This is a genomic window from Hydrogenophaga sp. PML113 (assembly GCF_001777155.1).
Taxonomy (GTDB): Bacteria; Pseudomonadota; Gammaproteobacteria; order Burkholderiales; family Burkholderiaceae_C; genus Hydrogenophaga; species Hydrogenophaga borbori.
In genome coordinates this window covers 453,366-468,476 of sequence record NZ_MIYM01000001.1, presented here as the reverse complement: position 1 = coordinate 468,476, position 15,111 = coordinate 453,366, and the positions used below count along the sequence as shown (strand labels likewise).

At 70.6% G+C, this 15,111-nt stretch carries 12 protein-coding genes; 2 read left to right on the top strand and 10 right to left on the bottom strand.

What is annotated here, in order from left to right; all coding sequences use genetic code 11:
- Nucleotides 1-6: 6 nt before the first annotated feature.
- The 10 genes from urtD to BHU06_RS02100 all read right to left on the bottom strand — a co-directional run bounded on the left by urtD (nt 7) and on the right by BHU06_RS02100 (nt 14,118).
- Nucleotides 7-882 (bottom strand): urea ABC transporter ATP-binding protein UrtD, encoded by an 876-nt coding sequence (urtD, locus tag BHU06_RS02145; protein ID WP_070397481.1) that lies wholly within the window; start codon nt 880-882, stop codon nt 7-9.
- On the bottom strand, nt 879-2,003 hold the full coding sequence (urtC, locus tag BHU06_RS02140) for an urea ABC transporter permease subunit UrtC (protein WP_175442780.1): 1,125 nt from the start codon (nt 2,001-2,003) through the stop codon (nt 879-881). The genes urtD and urtC overlap by 4 nt, the downstream gene beginning before the upstream one ends.
- Nucleotides 2,000-3,598, bottom strand: a complete 1,599-nt coding sequence (gene urtB, locus BHU06_RS02135) for an urea ABC transporter permease subunit UrtB (protein ID WP_070397480.1) — start codon at nt 3,596-3,598, stop codon at nt 2,000-2,002. Before urtB ends, urtC begins: the two co-directional genes overlap by 4 nt.
- Before the next feature lie 18 nt (nt 3,599-3,616).
- Complete coding sequence (urtA, locus tag BHU06_RS02130) at nt 3,617-4,924, bottom strand: urea ABC transporter substrate-binding protein (RefSeq protein ID WP_070397479.1); 1,308 nt, start codon at nt 4,922-4,924, stop codon at nt 3,617-3,619.
- Nucleotides 4,925-5,116: 192 nt separating this feature from the next.
- Nucleotides 5,117-5,311, bottom strand: a complete 195-nt coding sequence (locus BHU06_RS02125; protein WP_070397764.1) for a YbdD/YjiX family protein — start codon at nt 5,309-5,311, stop codon at nt 5,117-5,119.
- 22 nt (nt 5,312-5,333) lie between these two features.
- Nucleotides 5,334-7,406: a carbon starvation CstA family protein gene (locus BHU06_RS02120; protein WP_070397478.1), complete on the bottom strand. Its 2,073-nt coding sequence runs from the start codon at nt 7,404-7,406 to the stop codon at nt 5,334-5,336.
- A gap of 166 nt (nt 7,407-7,572) precedes the next feature.
- Complete coding sequence (locus BHU06_RS02115; protein ID WP_070397477.1) at nt 7,573-8,208, bottom strand: response regulator transcription factor; 636 nt, start codon at nt 8,206-8,208, stop codon at nt 7,573-7,575.
- An 8-nt stretch (nt 8,209-8,216) separates the two neighbouring features.
- Nucleotides 8,217-9,545: a cache domain-containing protein gene (locus tag BHU06_RS02110; protein ID WP_070397476.1), complete on the bottom strand. Its 1,329-nt coding sequence runs from the start codon at nt 9,543-9,545 to the stop codon at nt 8,217-8,219.
- Between the two features lie 51 nt (nt 9,546-9,596).
- A complete protein-coding gene (locus BHU06_RS02105) occupies nt 9,597-10,613 on the bottom strand; it encodes a response regulator (protein ID WP_070397475.1) in 1,017 nt (338 codons plus the stop codon).
- Nucleotides 10,606-14,118 carry an ATP-binding protein gene (locus tag BHU06_RS02100; protein ID WP_070397474.1) on the bottom strand — a complete coding sequence of 1,171 codons (3,513 nt, stop codon included), beginning with the start codon at nt 14,116-14,118 and terminating at the stop codon, nt 10,606-10,608. The genes BHU06_RS02105 and BHU06_RS02100 overlap by 8 nt, the downstream gene beginning before the upstream one ends.
- A gap of 83 nt (nt 14,119-14,201) precedes the next feature.
- Between BHU06_RS02100 and BHU06_RS02095 the strand changes: the two genes are divergently transcribed.
- Both BHU06_RS02095 and BHU06_RS02090 read left to right on the top strand, forming a co-directional pair.
- The gene (locus BHU06_RS02095; RefSeq protein WP_070397473.1) at nt 14,202-14,504 is read left to right on the top strand and encodes an urease subunit gamma; all 303 of its coding nucleotides are present in this window, start codon (nt 14,202-14,204) and stop codon (nt 14,502-14,504) included.
- 16 nt (nt 14,505-14,520) lie between these two features.
- Complete coding sequence (locus tag BHU06_RS02090; RefSeq protein WP_070397472.1) at nt 14,521-15,108, top strand: HupE/UreJ family protein; 588 nt, start codon at nt 14,521-14,523, stop codon at nt 15,106-15,108.
- The last annotated feature ends 3 nt before the right edge of the window (nt 15,109-15,111 follow it).

Sequence of the window (15,111 nt, the reverse complement as noted above, 5' to 3'; positions counted from 1 at the left end):
AGTCCTTCAGCGGCCCAGGTAGACCTCGATCACGCGCTCGTCGGCCTGCACCTCGTCGAGGGTGCCTTGGGCGAGCACGGCCCCGTCGCACAGCACCGTCACCGTGGCGGCGATGGCGCGCACGAAGGCCATGTCGTGCTCCACCACCATCAGCGAGTGCCGGCCCTTGAGCGAGAGGAAGAGCTGCGCGGTGCGCTCGGTCTCTTCGTCGGTCATGCCGGCCACGGGTTCGTCGAGCAGCAGCAGCTTGGGGTCCTGCATCAGCAGCATGCCGATCTCCAGCCACTGCTTCTGGCCGTGGCTCAGCTCTCCGGCGGGGCGCACCACGTGTTCGACCAGGTGGATGGTCGTCAGCACCTCGGCCAGGCGGTCGCGCTGTTCGCCATTGGGCTGGAAGCGCAGGGACGGCCAGACGCGCTTGTGGGTCGCCAGCGCGAGTTCCAGGTTCTCGTAGACGCTGAGCCGCTCGAACACCGTGGGCTTCTGGAACTTGCGGCCGATGCCCAGCGTGGCGATCTCGGCCTCGCGGTGGCGCAGCAGGTCGATGGTGGAGCCGAAGAACACGGTCCCCCGGTCCGGCCGCGTCTTGCCGGTGATGATGTCCATCATCGTGGTCTTGCCCGCGCCGTTGGGGCCGATGATGCAGCGCAGCTCGCCGGGCGCGATGTCCAGCGACAGGCCGTTGATGGCCTTGAAGCCGTCGAAGGCGACGTGCACGTCCTCCAGGTACAGGATGCGGCCGTGCGTGACGTCCACCTCGCCCGGCACCAGGGGGCGCGCGAAGCCCGCCGCGCGGCCGCCCGAGGCGGTGTTGCCCGAGGGCAGGACGCCCGCGAAGCGCTGCAGGCGCTCGGCGCCGGCCTGCATCAGGTCGGGCGTCATGCCGAACCTCCCCGGCGCAGCTTCTTCACCAGGCCCACCACGCCCTGCGGCAGGAACAGCGTCACCGCGATGAACAGGCCGCCCAGCACGTAGAGCCAGAACTCGGGGAAGGTCACGGTCAGCCAGCTCTTCGCGCCGTTGACCAGGAAGGCGCCGGCGATGGGCCCGATCAGCGTGCCGCGCCCGCCCACGGCCGCCCAGACGGCGATCTCGATGCTGTTGGCCGGCGTCATCTCGCTCGGGTTGATGATGCCCACCTGCGGCACATACAGGGCGCCGGCGATGCCGCACATCACGGCCGACAACGTCCAGACGCTCAGCTTGTAGGGCAGCGGGTCGTAGCCGCAGAACATGGTGCGGCTCTCGGCGTCGCGGATGGCCTGCAGCACGCGGCCGTATGGGCTGCGCACCAGCCAGCGCGCCAGCAGGAAGCAGCCCAGCAGCGTGAGGCCCGTGAGCACGAACAGCACCATGCGCGTGGACGGCGTGGCGATGGGAACACCCAGGATGCGCTTGAAGTCGGTGAAGCCGTTGTTGCCGCCGAAGCCGGTCTCGTTGCGGAAGAACAGCAGCAGCGCGGCGTAAGTCAGGGCCTGCGTGATGATGGAGAAGTACACGCCCTTGATGCGCGAGCGGAAAGCGAAGTAGCCGAACACGAAGGCCACGCCGCCCGGCACCAGCACGATGAGCGCGAGCGTGGCGAGGAAGCTGTCCGACAGCGCCCAGTGCCAGGGCAGCTCCTTCCAGTCCAGGAAGACCATGAAGTCCGGCAGCTCGCTCTGGTACTGGCCGTCGCGGCCGATCTGGCGCATGAGGTACATGCCCATCATGTAGCCACCCAGCGCGAAGAACAGCCCATGGCCCAGCGAGAGGATGCCGCTGTAGCCCCAAATGAGGTCCATGGCCAGCGCACAGATGGCGTAGCACATGATCTTGCCGACCAGGCTCACCATGTAGTCGCTCAGGTGCAGCGGGTGGCCCGCGGGCAGCAGCAGGTTGAGCACCGGCGCCAGCGCGCACACGGCCAGCAGCGCGGCCAGGAAGGCGCTCCAGCCGGCGCGCGTGAGCAGCGGCGCGCGCGCGGGCAGCACCACGGTGGCGGGCGATGGCATCCGGCTCATGCTTCCACGCTCCTTCCCTTGAGGGCGAAGATGCCTTGCGGGCGTTTCTGGATGAACACGATGATGAAGACCAGCACCGCGATCTTGGCGAGCACCGCGCCGGCCCAGCCTTCGATGAACTTGTTGAGCAGGCCCAGGCCCAGCGCCGCGTAGACGGTGCCCGCCAGCTGGCCGACGCCGCCCAGCACCACCACCATGAAGGAGTCGACGATGTAGGCCTGGCCGAGGTCGGGGCCGACGTTGCCGATCTGCGAGAGCGCGCAGCCCGCCAGGCCCGCGATGCCCGAGCCCAGCGCGAAGGCCCAGGTGTCGATGCGTGCGGTGTTCACGCCCATGCAAGCGGCGATGGGCCGGTTCTGGGTCACGCCGCGCACGAACAGGCCCAGCCGCGTGCGCGCGATGAGCAGCGACACGCCGATCAGCACCGCCGCCGCGAAGGCCAGAATGATGAGCCGGTTCCACGGCAGGCTCAGGCTGCCCAGCACGGTGAGGCCGCCACTCATCCAGCTCGGGTTTTCCACCGCCACGTTCTGCGCGCCGAACAGGCTGCGCACCAGCTGCATCAGCACCAGCGACAGGCCCCAGGTGGCGAGCAGGGTTTCCAGCGGCCGGCCATACAGGAAGCGGATCACCGTGCGCTCCATCACCGCGCCCACCGCGGCCGAGGCGGCGAAGGCCGCCGGCAGCGCCAGCAGCAGGTAGTAGTCGAACGCCTCGGGCCAGTACTGGCGGAACAGGCCCTGCACCAGCCAGGTGGCGTAGGCGCCGATCATGATGAGCTCGCCATGGGCCATGTTGATCACGCCCATGAGCCCGTAGGTGATGGCCAGGCCCAGCGCCGCGAGCAACAGGATGCTGCCCAGGCTGATGCCGGTGAAGGCCTGGCCCAGGCCGCTGGCCAGGGCCAGGCGGCGGTCGATGGCCGCCAGCGAGCGTGTCAGCGCGGCCTTCACGTCGGCGCTGGCCTCGTGCTTCAGCCGCTCCTCGATCAAGGGCCGCACGATGGCCTGGCGCGCCTCGCCCAGCTTGGTGGCGGCGGCCAGGCGAAGGGCCTGGTCCTCGCTCGCCAGCTGCAGGGCCGCCTGCGCGAGTTCCAGCGACTGGCGCGCCCCCGCGTCCAGCTCGGTGGCCAGGGCTTTCTCAATCAGGGGCAGGCCTTCGGGGTCGGGATCGTTGAAGGCGTTGCGCTGCAGGCTGCGCGCGGCCTCGCGCTGGCGCTCGGGACCGGCGGTGAACAGCTCGATGCCGGCCAAGGCGGTGTCCAGCGCGCCGCGCAACCGGTTGTTGAGCATCGCGTCCTCGGCCGCATCGGGCAGCGCCGCGGGCTGGCCGCTGAGGGCGTCGAGGGCGCGCTCGCCCTCGACGATGAAGACCTGGGTCTCGCTGAACTTCAGCGACTCGGTGGCGAGCGCACGCAGCAAGGCCGCGGCGCGCCCGTCGGCCGAACCGGCGAGGCGGTGGATGGCGGCGATGCGCTCGTCCGTGTCGCCCCGCGCCACCGCGAGCGCGTCGGCCGCGCTCAACGCCAGGGCGGGTCCCGCCAGGCAGCACCAGGCCAGCAACGCGGCACAGCAACGGACGATCACACCGCGCATCGGGCCTCCACCACCGGCTTACTTGGACGCCACCTTGGCGGCCTTGCTGGGCACGTTCTTCTTGCCCTTGTTCTCGGGGATGTAGTCGCTCCACGGGTCGGCCACCACCGGGCCCGGGGTCTTCCACACCACGTTGAACTGGCCGTCGGCGCGCACCTCGCCGATGAACACCGGCTTGTGCAGGTGGTGGTTCTCTTTGTCCATGGTGGAGACGAAGCCGCCCGGGGCCGGGAAGGTCTGCCCGGCCATGGCCTCGCGCACCTTGTCCACGTCGGTGCTCTTGGCCTTGGTCACGGCCTGCGCCCACATGTTGAAGCCGATGTAGGTGGCCTCCATCGGGTCGTTGGTGATGGGCTTGTCCTTGTGGCCGGCGATGTTCTTGGCCTTGGCGTAGTCGCTCCACTTCTTCACGAAGGCCGTGTTGGCCGGGCTCTTGATGCTCATGAAGTAGTTCCACGCGGCCAGGTGGCCCACCAGCGGCTTGGTGTCCACGCCGCGCAGCTCTTCCTCGCCCACCGAGAAGGCCACCACCGGCACGTCCTTGGCGGAGAGGCCGGCGTTGCCCAGTTCCTTGTAGAAGGGCACGTTGGAGTCGCCGTTGATGGTGGACACCACGGCCGTCTTCTTGCCCTCGCTCGCGAACTTCTTGATCTTGGCGATGATGGTCTGGTAGTCGCTGTGGCCGAAGGGGGTGTACTCCTCCATGATGTCGGCCTCGCTCACGCCCTTGCTCTTGAGGAAGGCGCGCAGGATCTTGTTGGTGGTGCGCGGGTAGACGTAGTCGGTGCCCAGCAGCACCCAGCGCTTGGCGGAACCGCCGTCCTTGCTCATGAGGTACTCCACCGCCGGAATGGCCTGCTGGTTGGGCGCGGCGCCGGTGTAGAACACGTTGGGGCTGAGCTCCTCGCCCTCGTACTGCACGGGGTAGAACAACAGGCCGTTGTTCTCTTCCACCACCGGCAGCACCGACTTGCGGCTGACCGAGGTCCAGCAACCGAAGATCACCGCGACCTTGTCCTGCGTGAGCAGCTGCTTGGTCTTCTCGGCGAACAGGGGCCAGTTGGACGCCGGGTCCACCACCACGGGCTCGAGCTTCTTGCCCAGCAGGCCGCCCTTGGCGTTGATCTCATCGATGGCCATGAGCACCGTGTCCTTGAGCACGGTTTCCGAAATGGCCATGGTGCCCGACAGGCTGTGCAGCACGCCGACCTTGATGGTGTCCTGGGCGTGCGCGCTCAGGCCGGTGAAGCCGAGCGAGGCGGCGGTGGCGGCCGCCGCGAGGGTCTTGAGCGTCAGGCGACGCGGTTGGGAGGTGTTCGACGACATGGCGCTTCTCCAGCTGGATCCGTTGGGGGCCCGTGGGACGGGACTCGCGCCGCTGGGGCGGGCCCGAAAGCCCTGACAGCGGACGGAACGGATGCTAGGAAGAAGCGGGGGTGGCGTATGTACGCCGGGTGGCGTACGCGCCCCGGAGTGGGTGGGCGGCCGCGCCCGAACAGGGCGCGCCCGGCCTCGCTGTCAGCAGCAGCGCCCCATGCGCGAGCCGTAGCGCGCGGCCTGGCGCTCGCGGAAGAAGGCCTCGTAGCTCATGGGCGGCTGGTCGGGGTGCGTGGCCTTCATGTGGGCCACGTAGCTGCCGTAGTCGGGCACGCCCACCATGAGCCGAAAGCTCTGGGTCAGGTAGCGGCCGGCCCGCCCGATGTCGTCGAGCAGGCCGGCACCGGGTGGGGCGTTGTCAGGCACCGGCGTTGGCGCCGGCGGGCAGCGCTTCGAAGGGCACCTCGTTCGCGGTGGCGTGCCGTTCGGCGCGCGCCTGGAAGATGCTCTTGACGCTGTAGACCAGCACGCTCAGCACCACGAACATGAACAGGCCGCACAGCACGGCGTCGAGGCGGTTGTTGAAGACGATGCGCGACATGGCCTCTGCCGTCTTGGCCGGCGCCAGCAGCGCGCCCTGCTGGATGGCGTCGGCGTAGCGCTGGGCGTTGGACAGGAAGCCCACCTTGGGGTCGCTGGAGAAGATCTTGAGCCAGCCCGCCGACAGCGTGCAGACCAGCAGCCAGGCCGCGGGCGCCATGGTGACCCAGGCGTAGCGGTCCTTCTTCATCTTGTAGAGCACCACGGTGCCCAGCATCAGCGCCACGGCGGCCAGCATCTGGTTGGCGATGCCGAACAGCGGCCACAGGGTGTTGATGCCACCCAGCGGGTCGACCACGCCCTGGTACAGGAAGTAGCCCCAGGCGGCCACGCACAGGGCGGTGGCGATCAGGTTGGCGGGCAGCGAGTCGGTGCGCTTGAGCGCGGGCACGAAGCTGCCCATGAGGTCCTGCAGCATGAAGCGGCCCGCGCGCGTGCCGGCGTCGACGGCGGTGAGGATGAACAGGGCCTCGAACAGGATGGCGAAGTGGTACCAGAAGGCCATCATGGTCTTGCCGCCCACCACCTGGTGCAGGATCTGCGCCATGCCCACGGCCAGCGTGGGCGCGCCGCCCGCGCGCGCCAGGATGGTGTTCTCGCCCACGTCCCTGGCGGTCTGCACCAGCATCTCGGGCGTGATCACGAAGCCCCAGGTGGACAGCTTGGCCGCGACCAGCTCGGGCGTGTTGCCCACCAGCGCGGCCGGGCTGTTCATGGCGAAGTAGACGCCGGGGTCGATGCAGGCCGCGGCCACCAGGGCCATGACGGCGACGAAGGACTCGGCCAGCATGCCGCCGTAGCCGATGAAGCGCGCATGGGTCTCGTTGTCCAGCATCTTGGGCGTGGTGCCCGAGGAGATCAGCGCGTGGAAACCCGACACCGCGCCGCAGGCGATGGTGATGAACAGGAAGGGGAACAGGTTGCCCGACCACACCGGGCCGTTGCCGGCGGCGAACTGCGTCATGGCGGGCATCTGCAGCGGCGGGGCGACGATCACGATGCCGATGGCCAGCGCGACGATGGTGCCGATCTTGAGGAAGGTGGAGAGGTAGTCGCGCGGCGCCAGCAGCAGCCACACCGGGATGGAGGCGGCCACGAAGCCATAGCCGATGAGCATCCAGGTCAGTGCCTTGCCGTCGTAGGTGAACAGCGGCGCCCAGACCGGGCTCTCGTGCACCCACTGGCCGCCCACGATGGCCAGCATGAGCAGCACGAAGCCGATCACCGAGACCTCGCCGATGCGACCGGGGCGGATGAAGCGCAGGTACACGCCCATGAACAGCGCCACGGGAATGGTGGCCGCCACGGTGAAGGTGCCCCAGGGCGATTCGGCCAGGGCCTTGACCACGATCAGCGCCAGCACCGCGAGGATGATGATCATGATCATGAAGGCGCCGAACAGCGCGATCAGACCGGGCACCGTGCCCATCTCCTGCTTGATCAGGTCGCCCAGCGAGCGGCCGTCGCGGCGCGTGGAGATGAACAGCACGATGAAGTCCTGCACCGCGCCGGCGAACACCACGCCGGCCAGGATCCACAGCAACCCGGGCAGGTAGCCCATCTGCGCGGCCAGCACCGGACCCACCAGCGGGCCGGCGCCCGCGATGGCGGCGAAGTGGTGGCCGTAGAGCACGTACTTGTGCGTGGGCACGTAGTCCAGGCCGTCGTTGTGGCGCCAGGCCGGGGTCATGCGCTGGCCGTCCAGGCCCAGCACCCGGGTGGCCAGGAACAGGCTGTAGTAGCGGTAGGCGATGAGGTAAACGCAGACGGCGGCGACCACCACCCACAGGGCGCTGACGGCCTCGCCGCGCCCCAGCGCCACGGCCGCGAGTGCGAAGGCGCCCAACGCGGCCACGAAAAACCACCCGAGGTGGCGACCCAGTCCAGACATGCCAGTCTCCTCTTGAGCCCCGCCCCCGGAAAAGGCGGGGCCGCCAGGCGCCGGGCAGTATGGTCAGCGCACCGCCGTGGCGCATCCGTTGCACCACGTTCGATCCCTCGCGGCACCACTTAAGGGAAAACCCTTGGTCACCCGCGGCGCGGCGGCGCCGGTGGGCTCAGGGCGCTTCGCGCGCGTGCTCCACCGCGTACTTGATGAGCTCGGCCTGGCCCTCGATGCCCAGCTTGCGCTTGATGCTCTGGCGGTGCGCCTCGACGGTGCGCACGCTCAGGTGCATGGCCTGGGCGATCTGTTTGCTCGATTCGCCGCGGCCCAGGGCGCTGAGGATCTGGCTTTCGCGCGGCGTGAGCATGGGCCGCGGCGCCTGGCCGCGGAACAGGCGGCGCGAGACGGCGGGGCTGAGGAAGGTGCCACCCGCCACCACGGCGTCGATGGCGGCCAGCACCTCCTCGGCCGGCGTTTCCTTGAGCACGTAGCCGCGCGCGCCCGCCAGCAAGGCGCGCTGCACGTACTCGGGGTTGTCGTACATGCTGAACATCAGCACGCGCAGCGTGGGCTGATGCGCCAGCATGGCCTGCACCAGGTCGATGCCGTTGCCGTCCTTCAGGCCCACGTCCTGCAGCACCACGTCGGGCAGGCTCAGTTCGAGCTGGCGCAGGGCCTCGGCGGCGTCGCCCGCCTCGCCCACCACCTGCAGGCGCGGCACGCTGGACAGGCGCGCGCGCAGGCCCTCGCGCACCATGGGGTGGTCATCGACGAGCAGGATGCGGATGGGCGTGTCGGGGGCGTTCATGGGACGGCTCAGGCGGGCAGCGCGGCCTCCAGCTGGGTGCCATGGCCGGGCGCGGACTGAATGCGCAGGCGCCCGCCGATGGCCGCCAGGCGCTCGCGCATGTTGCGCAGGCCAATACCGCGCTCCGGGTCGAGCTGCACGGCCTGCTCGTCGAAGCCGCGGCCGTCGTCGGTCAGGCTCAGGCGCAGCGCGCCACCGGCGCCAAAGCCCAGCAGCAACTCGACCTGGCGGGCCTGCGCGTGCTTGACCACATTGGTCAGGCCCTCCTGGGCGATGCGAAACAGCGCCGTCTTGACCTCGTCGCCCAGCTCGCGCGGCGCGCCCTCCAGGCGCACGGCCACCGCCAGGCCGCTGGCGTCTTCGACCTCGCGCGCCAGGTGCTGCAGCGCGGCGGGCAGGCCCAGGTTGTCGAGCAAGGCGGGGCGCAGGCGGTGCGAGATGCGCCGCACCTCCACCAGGCTGTTCTCGAGCTGGCGCAGGGCGCGCGCCAGGGACTCGCGATCGCCATCGGCCGCGCCCGCCTCCACCAGCAGCTTGCTCGACACCAGGGTCTGGCTGACGCCGTCGTGCAGCTCGCGCGCCAGGCGCGCGCGCTCGTCCTCCTGCGACTGCTGCACCTGGCGCGCGAGCAGGCGCAGCTTGTTCTCGGCCACGCGCTGCTCGCTGAGGTTGAGCGCCAGGCCGCTGGCGCTGATGAGGGCGATGCCGAAGCCTGCGATGCCGGCGATCCACAGCAGCGTGGTGGCGATGTTGCGGTTGGCCTCGCGCTCCAGCTGCGACAGCGTGGCCTGGATGCCGTCGAGGTAGAGCCCGGTGCCCATCATCCAGCCCCAGCGCTCGAGCGCGATGACGTAGCCCAGCTTGGGTTTGACCAGGCCGCTGGAGGGCTGTTGCCACAGGTAGTCGACGAAACCGCCGCCCGCGCGCGCCTGGGCGATCAGGCGCTGGATGGTGGGCCGGCCCTGCGGGTCGCGCAGCTCCCACAGGTTCTGGCCCACGAGTTCGGTCTGGCGCGAATGCATCAGCACCTTGCCCTGGAGGTCGTAGACGAAGAAATAGCCGTCGGGGCCGTAGTCGAGCGAGGCCAGCAGGCGCAGGGCCTGTTCCCGCTCCGCCTCGCCGCCGCGCCGGTCGTAGAGCGGCTGCACCGTGCTCACGGCCAGGTCCACATAGCTGCGCAGCTCGCTGCGCCGCGCGTCCATGTAGGCGCGCTCGACCAGGGCGTGCTCGCGCTGCGCCAGCGCGCGCTCCTGCTGCTGCACGGCCAGGGCGATGAGCGCGAGCGCGGCCAGCATCGGCAGGATGGCCAGCAGGAGGATCTTGGTGCGCAGTCGCATGGCGGGAACGGGGCGGCGAACGCGAATTGTCCGCCAAGCGCGGCCCGCCCCTCAGCCCCTCAGCGTCTCCAGCTGCCGCACCCGCTGCATCGCCATCGCCGCCGCCGCCGTGCGCGTTTCCACGCCCATCTTGGCGTGGATGCGCTCCAGGTGCTTCTTCACCGTGGCCGGGCTGGCGCCCAGGATGTCGGCGATGTCGCGGTTGATCTTGCCCTTGACGACCCAGTAGAGCACCTCGGCCTCGCGCGCGGTCAGGCCGAAGGCCTGCGACAGCGCGCTGAAGGCGGATTCGTCCGAGGTCTCCTGCATCACGATCAGCCAGTCGCCCTGGCCCAGGGGATCGCCGTCCTCGTCGCCCACGCGCTGGTGCAGGCGAAAACTCAGGCGGCGCGGACCGTTCTGCAGCGTGAGCCGGGGCGGCTCGCGCAGGGCCTGGGCGTCGGCCAGGTGGCGGCGCAGCCAGTGCAGCACCGCCTCGGGCGCGTGCACCGAATCGCCGCCGCCGTGCTGGCGCAGCAGCTCGCGCGCGAGCGGTGTCTGCCACAGCAGGCGGCCGTCGCTGGCGCGCACGGTGATGGTGGCGTAGCCGAAGGCGTCGAGCGCGTGGCGCGCCTGGCTGCGCTCGCGCGCGCCGTCGCGGGCCTGGCGCGCCTGGCGCAGGTGCAGGGCCATGCGGGCCATCACCTCGCGCGGCTTGACCGGCTTGGTCACGTAGTCCACGCCACCGGCCTCGAACGCGGCCTCCAGGTGCTCGGGCTCGGTCAGGCCGGTCATGAAGATGATGGGCGTGGCGGCCGTCAGCGCATCGGCCTTGAGGCGGCGCGCCACCTCGAAGCCGTCGATGCCGGGCATCAGCGCGTCGAGCAGCACCATGTCGGGCAGGGCCTGCTGCGCGCGGCGGATGGCGCTCTCGCCGTCGAGCGCCACGAGCACGGTGTAGCCGGCGCCGTCCAGCGCGTCGTGCAAGGGCGCCAGGTTGTCGGGCGCGTCGTCGACCAGCAGCACCACGCGGTGCTCACCGCGCGGCAGGCGGGGCGACAGGCGCTGCGGGTCGATGGCCTCAGACACGGTCCTGCCCCAGCTGCCGTTCGATGGCCTCGAAACGAAACTCACGCGCCAGCGTGGCCAGCGCGGCGGCCTGACCCGCGCGCTCCGGCCGCCGCCGCACCCAGTCGTCCAGCCACTGCAGGATGCCGCGCGTGTAGCCCAGGCGCACCAGTTCCAGCAGCGGCGCGATCTCCTCACGCGCCGGGAGCGCTGCCTCGGGCCGCGCCAGCGGCGGTGGCTCGGGCGCCGCGGCCGCCTCGGTCCAGCGCAGGTTCAGCCGTTGCGCCAGCCAGGCCAGCAGTTCCGAACGCCGCACCGGCTTGACGAAGAAGTCCTGCGGCGCCAGGGCCTCGCCGGGCCCCAGTTCGCTGTGCAGGCCCTTGTCGAAGGCGTTGGCCGAGACGATGGCCAGCGGCACCCCGGCCCAGCCGGCGGCGCGCAGGCGCCGGCGCGTCTCCCAGCCGTCGATGCCGGGCATGGCGAGGTCGAGAAACACCGCGTGCGGCGCGCGCGCCTCGCCGGGTCGCAGGCCGGCCAGCAGTTCCAGCGCGTGGTCGCCGCTGCGCGCCAGCTGCACCTCGAAGCCCAGCGGCTCCAGCCAACGCTGCAGCAGCTCGCGGTCGGCCTCCTCGTTGTCCACCACCAGCACGCGGCAGCGCTCGCCCTCGTAGCCCGCCGGCAGCTCCAGGCGCTCGCGCACGGGCAGCGCACCGCGCATCTCGGGCAGGAACAGGCGCACGGTGAACACGCTGCCCTGGCCCGGCGCGCTGCGCACGCTGAGCTCACCCCCCATCAGGTCGGTCAGCATCTTGGCGATGGTCAGGCCCAGGCCGGTGCCGACCACGCCAGAACGTTCACCGGCCTCGCCCGCGCCGCGCGCGAAGGGCTCGAACACGCGCTCGACATCGGCGCTGCCCATGCCGGGACCGGTGTCGTGCACCTCGAAGTGCGCCATTTCGCGCGCGTGGCGCACGCGAAGGCGCACCTCGCCCGTCTGCGTGAACTTCACCGCGTTGCCGAGCAGGTTGATGAGGATCTGGCGCACGCGCTTGTCGTCGGCGCGCACGGCCTCGGGCAGGCGGCCGTCGGTGTCGTAGACGAAGCGCAGGCCCTTGGCCGCGGCCTGCAGCTCGAACAGGCCCGCCACCTCGGCCAGCGTGGCCGCGAAGGCCATGGGTTTGACGTCGAGCGCGAACTTGCCGGCCTCGATGCGCGCGATGTCCAGCGTGCCCTCGATGAGCGACAGCAGGTGTTCGCCGCCGCGGTGGATGACCCGGATGGCCTGGGCGCGGTGCGGCGCCAGGCCGCTGTCCTCCTGCAGCAGCTGCGCGTAGCCCAGGATGCTGTTGAGCGGCGTGCGAAGTTCGTGGCTGATGGTGCTGATGTAGCGCGTCTTGGCCTGGTTGGCCTGCTCGGCCGCGTGGCGCGCCTGCTGCAGGGCCTCGTCGGTGCGGCGGTGCGACTCGATCTCCCGCATCAGCAGGTGGGTCTGCCGGTTCGACTCCTCCTGCGCCACCTCGCGGCTCTTGTGCGCCAGCACCAGCCACCAGGCCACCGTGGCGGCGATCAGCAGCAGCACGGCGTACACGCGCAGGAAGCCTGAGCGCAGCGCGGTGTCGAGCAGGGAGGCGCTGCCGCCACCCAGGGTCGCCGCCAGGGACTGCACCTCCTGCCGGTACAGCAGCCCGAGCACGGCCGCCAGCAGCGGCGCCACGATGAGCATGAGCAGCAGGTAGTGCGCCAGGCCGGCGTCCAGGTAGGGCCAGGCCCGCCGGGGCAAGAGGCGGCGCAGGGCGCCGTTCCACTGCACCGACAGGCGCGCGTGCGGCTTGCACAGGTCGCCGCAGCGCGCGTCCAGCGTGCAGCACAGGGAGCAGATGGGCCCCTGGTAGGCCGGGCAATGGGCCATGTCGGGCCCTTCGTAGACCTGTTCACAGATGACGCAGACGCCCCCGGCGGCAGCGCTGGCCCCGCCCACTTGAATGGGGGCCACACCGGCGGCCTGGCGGCGCCGGCTCTGCGGTGTCTGCGGGCCAGACGGCCTCGCGAGATAGAAGCGCCCCCGGGTCAGCCAGGCGATCGCCGGCGCGGCCAGGAAGGCCGTGACCATCGCGATCACGGCCGAGAAGGCCTCGGCCGTGGGCCCCATCACGCCCAGGTGCGCGGTGATCGACACCACCGAGGCCAGCGCCATGGCGCCCACGCCCACGGGGTTGATGTCGTACAGGTGGGCGCGCTTGAACTCGATGCCGGGCGGGCTCAGGCCCAGGGGCTTGTTGACGATCAGGTCGGCCACCACGGCCATGATCCAGGCGATGGCGATGTTGGCGTACACGCCCAGCACCTGGCCCAGGGCCTGGAACACGTTCATCTCCATCAGCAGGAAGGCGATGAAGGTGTTGAACACCACCCAGACCACGCGGCCCGGGTGGCTGTGCGTGAGGCGCGAGAAGAAGTTGCTCCAGGCCAGCGACCCCGCGTAGGCGTTGGTGACGTTGATCTTGAGCTGCGAGACCACCACGAACAGCGCCGTGGCCGCCACCGCCCAGCCATGGGGCAGCAGGAAGTCGTAGGCGGCCAGGTACATCTGGTTCGGGTCGACAGCGCGCTCGGCCGGCACGCTGTGGCGGATGGCCAGGTAGGCGAGCAGCGCGCCGCCAAGCATCTTGAGCACCCCGATCAGCACCCAGCCCGGCCCGCCGGCGATGACCCCCGCCCACCAGCGCAGGCCCCGGCCGGGCTGGCGCGCCGGCATGAAGCGCAGGTAGTCGGCCTGCTCGCCCATCTGCGTGATCAGCGCGATGCCCACCGTGAGTGCCGCACCGAACAGGTGCCAGTCGAAGCCCATCGCGGTGCCGGACGCACCCGCGTAGTGCACCACCTCGCGGAAGGTCGCGGGCGCGTGCACCGCGACGGCCACGAACGGCACCACCATCATCACCAGCCACAGCGGCTGGGTCCACATCTGGAAGCGGCTGATCGCCGACACCCCGTGCGTCACCAGCGGAATCACCACCAGCGCGCAGATCAGGTAGCCCCAGGCGGGCGGGATGTCCAGCGCCAGCTCCAGCGCGTAGGCCATGACGGCGGCCTCCAGCGCGAAGAAGATGAAGGTGAAGGAGGCGTAGATGAGCGAGGTGATGGTCGAGCCGATGTAGCCGAAGCCCGCGCCGCGCGTGAGCAGGTCCATGTCCACGCCGTGGCGCGCCGCATAGACGCTGATGGGCAGGCCGGCGAGGAAGATGATCAGGCCCGTGGCGAGGATGGCCAGCGCCGCATTGGTGAAGCCGACGCTGAGCAGCAATGTGGCGCCCACCGCTTCCAGCACCAGGAAGGAGGCCACGCCGAAGGCGGTGTTGGCCACCCGCCATTCGCTCCACTTGCGAAAGCGCTGCGGCGTGTAGCGCAGCGCGTAGTCTTCCAGGGTCTCGCTGCCGACCCAGCTGTTGTAGTCGCGCCGCACCTTGATGATGCGCTGCGGGGCGTCGGGCGCGGCGGCGGCGGGATCGGCGGGCGAGGCGTTCACGGGGCTGGCGCTGCAGCTTTCATGCCACTACCCTCACCGGGTATGCGTCTTGCTGACCCGGCCCGCAGGAGAAATCGACCCCCATGGACCTGACCCCGCGCGAGAAGGACAAGCTGCTCATCTTCACCGCCGCCCTGCTGGCCGAGCGCCGCCGCGCGCGCGGCCTCAAGCTCAACCACCCCGAGGCCATCGCCCTGATCACCGCCGCCGTGATGGAGGGCGCGCGCGACGGCCGGACCGTGGCGCAGCTCATGAGCGCGGGCCGCGAGGTGCTCACGCGCGCCGACGTGATGGACGGCGTGGCCGAGATGATTCCCGACATCCAGGTAGAAGCCACCTTCCCCGATGGCACCAAGCTGGTCACCGTCCACCAACCGATTCCATGAACGAGGAGACACACGCATGACACAACACCACTGGATCAAGGCCCTGGGCGCTGCCGCACTCGCGGGCACGGGATCGATCGCCCTGGCCCACGTGGGGGCCGATGGCCACGGCCACCACGGTTTCTTCGCCGGCCTGCTGCACCCCATCACCGGCCCGGACCACCTGGCCGCAATGGTGGCCGTGGGCGTGTGGAGCGCGGCCACCACGCGCCGTGCCTGGACCGCCCCCCTCGCCTTCGCGCTCACGCTGCTGGCCGGCGCCCTGCTCGCGCACGGGGGCATTGGATTCCCCGCCGTCGAACCCATGATCGCGGCTTCGCTGCTGGTGGTGGGCCTGCTGCTGGCGGCGCGCGCGAGGCTGCCGGAGGCGGCGGGCGCGCTGCTGGTGGGCGGCTTCGCGCTGTTCCACGGCGCGGCGCACGGACAGGAACTCGGCGGGCTGGCCGCCCTGGCCGGCATGGTGGCGGGCACGGCCCTGCTCCACGGGGCCGGCATCGCCCTGGGCCGGCGGCTGCGGCACCACAGCGTGTGGTGGACGCGCGCGGCCGGCGCCGTGGTGGCCCTGATGGGCCTGAACATGGGCTGGGGCCTGCTCGCGGGTTGACGG

Bases quoted from the DNA above. Each gene is read 5' to 3' on its own strand.
- BHU06_RS02115 (WP_070397477.1), bottom strand. From the start codon at position 8,208: ATGAACGCCCCCGACACGCCCATCCGCATCCTGCTCGTCGATGACCAC.
- BHU06_RS02110 (WP_070397476.1), bottom strand. From the start codon at position 9,545: ATGCGACTGCGCACCAAGATCCTCCTGCTGGCCATCCTGCCGATGCTG.
- urtB (WP_070397480.1), bottom strand. From the start codon at position 3,598: ATGCGCGGTGTGATCGTCCGTTGCTGTGCCGCGTTGCTGGCCTGGTGC.
- urtC (WP_175442780.1), bottom strand. From the start codon at position 2,003: ATGAGCCGGATGCCATCGCCCGCCACCGTGGTGCTGCCCGCGCGCGCG.
- urtA (WP_070397479.1), bottom strand. From the start codon at position 4,924: ATGTCGTCGAACACCTCCCAACCGCGTCGCCTGACGCTCAAGACCCTC.
- BHU06_RS02120 (WP_070397478.1), bottom strand. From the start codon at position 7,406: ATGTCTGGACTGGGTCGCCACCTCGGGTGGTTTTTCGTGGCCGCGTTG.
- BHU06_RS02095 (WP_070397473.1), top strand. From the start codon at position 14,202: ATGGACCTGACCCCGCGCGAGAAGGACAAGCTGCTCATCTTCACCGCC.
- BHU06_RS02090 (WP_070397472.1), top strand. From the start codon at position 14,521: ATGACACAACACCACTGGATCAAGGCCCTGGGCGCTGCCGCACTCGCG.
- urtD (WP_070397481.1), bottom strand. From the start codon at position 882: ATGACGCCCGACCTGATGCAGGCCGGCGCCGAGCGCCTGCAGCGCTTC.